The sequence below is a fragment of the Pseudanabaena sp. 'Roaring Creek' genome, assembly GCF_001402795.1.
Classification (GTDB): domain Bacteria; phylum Cyanobacteriota; class Cyanobacteriia; order Pseudanabaenales; family Pseudanabaenaceae; genus Pseudanabaena.
In genome coordinates, this window is the sequence record NZ_LIRE01000164.1 from 1 (window position 1) to 4,104 (window position 4,104).

Below are 4,104 nucleotides of genomic sequence, written 5' to 3' on the forward strand. Positions count from 1 at the left end.
GTCTAATTCTTTACTGGGAAGAGAGTAGGACACTTGGTGACAGCTATATACCAATTCATGAAAGTGTGACAACACTTTTGGAAATTAAAAACTAAACCTCGTAAGGATTTTCAAGTTACAACGCTTTGCGCTCAAACCCAAACCAAGGAAATTTTTAAAAGCCTTGCTAAGCAAGGCTTTCAAAAATTTCCTTGTGGTTCGTTTGATCGATAACACCAAGTTAAGAAATGGCGTAGCCATTTCTTAACTTGGTGTTATCTGATGTATGCCTGAGTAAGATTGTGTCGATACGCACCCCAAAAGATATAATGGGCGCTTAAGACTTGTTTACATAATTACAGACACAATCACAGATTTATATGGCAGAGGTTACTTTTTTTAACGCCCTCAGAGCAGCGATCGATGAGGAGATGGAGCGCGATCCAGCCGTTTATGTTTTAGGCGAAGACGTGGGGCATTATGGCGGCTCCTACAAAGTAACCAAAGACCTGTACAAAAAATACGGTGACCTGCGTTTGCTAGACACCCCGATCGCTGAAAATAGCTTCACAGGTATGGCGATCGGCTCGGCAATGACTGGTTTGCGTCCAATCATCGAAGGCATGAACATGGGTTTCCTGCTCCTCGCTTTTAACCAAATCTCGAATAATGCAGGGATGTTGCGCTATACCTCTGGCGGTAATTTCAAAATTCCCATCGTCATTCGCGGCCCTGGTGGTGTCGGTCGTAACCTCGGCGCGGAGCATTCCCAAAGGCTGGAAACCTATTTCCAAGCCGTCCCAGGCATTAAAATGGTAGCCTGCTCTACCCCCTACAACGCTAAGGGGCTATTAAAATCAGCAATTCGTAACGATAATCCCATCATCTTCTTTGAGCATGTCTTGCTTTATAACCTCAAAGAAGATATTCCCGACGAAGAATATTTACTACCTCTCGACAAGGCAGAAATTGTCCGCGAAGGCAGTGATGTAACTATTTTGACCTATTCTCGGATGCGCTACCATGTCTTGAAGGCAGTCGATACCCTAGTAGATAAGGGCTACGATCCTGAAGTCATCGACTTGATTTCTCTAAAGCCTCTGGACATGGAAACTATTGTCACCTCCTTGCGGAAGACCCATCGCATCATTATTGTTGAAGAAGGAATGCGCTGTGCTAGCATCGGCTCCGAGATTATTGCTTCGATCAATGACAATTATTTCGATGAGTTAGATGCACCTATCGTCCGTCTTGCGGCTCTAGATGTGCCTACTCCCTATAATGGCGGATTAGAAAATTTAACAATACCCCAACCTGAAGATGTAATTGCCGCAGTTGAGAATCTATTGGCTTAATTGTCAAAACTGTCAAAGCATAGTCAAAAAGAGTCCGCGCAAAGCACGGACTCTTTTTGATAGGCGATCTTACGAAACTTCTAATAAGTCTCCCCAACAGGTTGTATAACGGGGCGATCGCTGTTCGGATTTAGTCTTCCATACTTGAAGTACTCCCGTTGCGGCAAAGCGCAGCGTATCTCGCCCGTATATTTCGTTAATGCGATCCATCACGCTCATCAGATTGCGCGATCGCTTTTTGGCTTCCTCATTATGCGGATCGAACAGATTTCCTTGCACCTGACGTTCAGGGACTAGCCCTGTCATCATCACCCCTGCCTTTTTAAAATTTTGTCCCTTGCGATAAATCCCCTCCAGTAAACGAGTGGCTACAAGCGAAAGTTCATTGGTAGAATTAGTTGATATAACTAATTCAGCCGTAGCGCTATTGGCATAGAAGTTTTCGCGGAAAGGGCTAGTCTGCAAAAAAACTGTAATAGCACTGGCAGACTGTTGCTGTCGTCGCAGTTTTTCCGCCGCTCGATGGGTAAAATAGGCGATCGCTTCTTTAATCTCGGCAAGTTTGTGAATCGATTTAGGGAAAGAACGAGAAACACAAGTACCCTGCTTGGGATTGGCGATCGATTCCATCGCCAAACAAGATTCTCCTCGTAGTTCCATTTGCAGCTTAACCCCGACAATCCCCATCTTACTCTGGAGCAGATAGCGATCGGCATCTCTCAGTTGCAAAGCCGTTATGATGCCTCTTTCCTTCAGCCAGTTACTATATTTAGAGCCAATGCCCCAGATATCGCTGACATCTACTTGAGATAGAATTTCATCCATAGATGCGATCGCGGCATCGTGAAACTCAAAAACCCCTGAACCCTTTTGTTTAGCAATCCGATTGGCTAATTTTGCGAGGGTTTTAGTTGGGGCAATTCCAATGGAGACGGGAATTCCTACCCAGCGCATGACCTGCTTGCGAATCTCATCGCCATAGGCAGTTAAGTCACGACAGCGAAACTCTGACAAATCCATAAAAGCTTCATCAATGGAATAAATTTCCACATTGGGGGCAAAATAAGCAAGAGTAGACATTACTCTGCCTGAAAGATCGCCATAAAGAGCGTAATTGGAAGAATAAACTTGAATATTATGGCGCTTGATGAGGTCGTAAATCCTGAAGACAGGCACACCCATACTCAGTCCGATATCCTTGACTTCCTGCGATCGCGCGATCACGCAACCATCATTATTGGATACTACTACCACGGGTTTACCAATCAGTGATGGATTGAATAGACGTTCGCAGGAAACGTAGAAATTATTGCAATCAACTAAAGCAAATCTTTTTGTGGCTTTTCGGTCTAACACAGTGGATGACATTGGTGACAACTCCCCAAATATGTAGGTCTGAATGCTCGTTAATCAGGATCGTTGGATAGTGGGTATTTTCGGGAACTAATGCTATTTCTCCGCGCACGCAATGCAATCGTTTGACGGTGATTTCTCCTTGGACTACGGCGATGACAATATCACCATGGGTCGCCTCAAGAGAGCGATCGACTATTAATAAATCACCATCATGAATACTCGCTCCCATCATCGAATTACCCGCAGCTCTCACAAAAAAAGTTGCCGCAGGATGACTAATGAGATAACTATTGAGATCCAGCCTATGTTCCACATAATCGTCTGCGGGAGAGGGAAAACCTGCGGATACAGCACATGTTTGTAGGGGTAGTTCTAATTTGCTATGGCAAGCAGAAAGATAAATATCTTTGACATCATCCCCAAACCTGACCAATCCTGATAATTCAGAGAATTCGGCTAATTCATAGTTTTGGACTCTAACTTGATATCGATCGCCACTATCCATGAACTTTTGATTTATGTACGATATTCAATACACTATCATATTTATCAATAGAGTGCAATAAAAAATAGGTAAGGATGAACGGCGCTTTGCGCCGCCCATCCTTACCTATTTAGCGCAAAACCAAAGAGTGTACCGCCCGCGTAGCGGGCGGTACACTCTTTGGTTTTGTGTCAGGACAAATCAAAAGCGAAAAGATGAGTAGTGGAGCTTTGCTCCACTACTCATCTTTTCGCTTTTATGTCCCAAGCAAAACTTGCATAGCGATATTAGGCAGATTTAACAGATTGAACAGTTTTCCCAATCCTTGGTGACTTTACCGATACCCAGAGACAAAATTGTTCGCCATCGGGGGCGATCAATATGGCAACACCTGAATCTAGAGCTTTTCTACTAGCAACAATGGCAGCGTCTAAAGTGTTATATAATTTGTCAGCAACAAAAGTCTTTTCTAAAAAAACAATCCCTCTCTCAATACCAGATGAGGTTTTGACTTCAATAGCGCGAGTTTCGTTTAAGGAAGTTAGAATCATAATTAATTAGGGGAAAAAAGAGCTTTTCTAAGACATTGAGCATTACTTTTGATAGTTTTAGAACTTGTGCAAAAGAACGAAATGGAGCGCTTCATGAATTGAACCTCCGCCATGAGAGTTCCATCAAGTCGTTGTTTGCGTTATTTCTTAGTCTTTGGACGATGAGAGTTCATTCTTGTTCCAATGATGCGACCATTGTTATACCAAGTTAAGAAATGGCTACGCCATTTCTTAACTTGAAAACCCTTACTAGATTTAGTTTTCAATTCACAAAAGTGTTGTCACACTCCCAAAAGACAAGTGGCGGCGCAAAGCGCCGCCACTTGTCTTTTTATACCAATTCCCAAAATGGCAGCGCCATTTTGGGAATCTCAAAACC

4 protein-coding genes are annotated in these 4,104 nt (G+C 43.4%); 1 reads left to right on the forward strand and 3 read right to left on the reverse strand.

The genetic code is table 11. The features are described from left to right. Positions 1 to 359 precede the first annotated feature (359 nt). The gene (locus AC805_RS05140; protein WP_055074420.1) at positions 360 to 1,334 is read left to right on the forward strand and encodes an alpha-ketoacid dehydrogenase subunit beta; all 975 of its coding nucleotides are present in this window, start codon (positions 360 to 362) and stop codon (positions 1,332 to 1,334) included. A gap of 69 nt (positions 1,335 to 1,403) precedes the next feature. Here the strand turns inward: AC805_RS05140 and AC805_RS05145 are convergent, their stop codons facing one another. The 3 genes from AC805_RS05145 to AC805_RS05155 form a co-directional block, all read right to left on the reverse strand. Next, on the reverse strand, positions 1,404 to 2,702 hold the full coding sequence (locus tag AC805_RS05145) for a Y-family DNA polymerase (protein WP_055074421.1): 1,299 nt from the start codon (positions 2,700 to 2,702) through the stop codon (positions 1,404 to 1,406). Beyond that, complete coding sequence (locus AC805_RS05150) at positions 2,650 to 3,195, reverse strand: LexA family transcriptional regulator (protein ID WP_072143527.1); 546 nt, start codon at positions 3,193 to 3,195, stop codon at positions 2,650 to 2,652. Before AC805_RS05150 ends, AC805_RS05145 begins: the two co-directional genes overlap by 53 nt. Positions 3,196 to 3,461: 266 nt before the next feature. Continuing rightward, positions 3,462 to 3,725: a hypothetical protein gene (locus AC805_RS05155; protein ID WP_055074422.1), complete on the reverse strand. Its 264-nt coding sequence runs from the start codon at positions 3,723 to 3,725 to the stop codon at positions 3,462 to 3,464. Positions 3,726 to 4,104 lie beyond the last annotated feature (379 nt).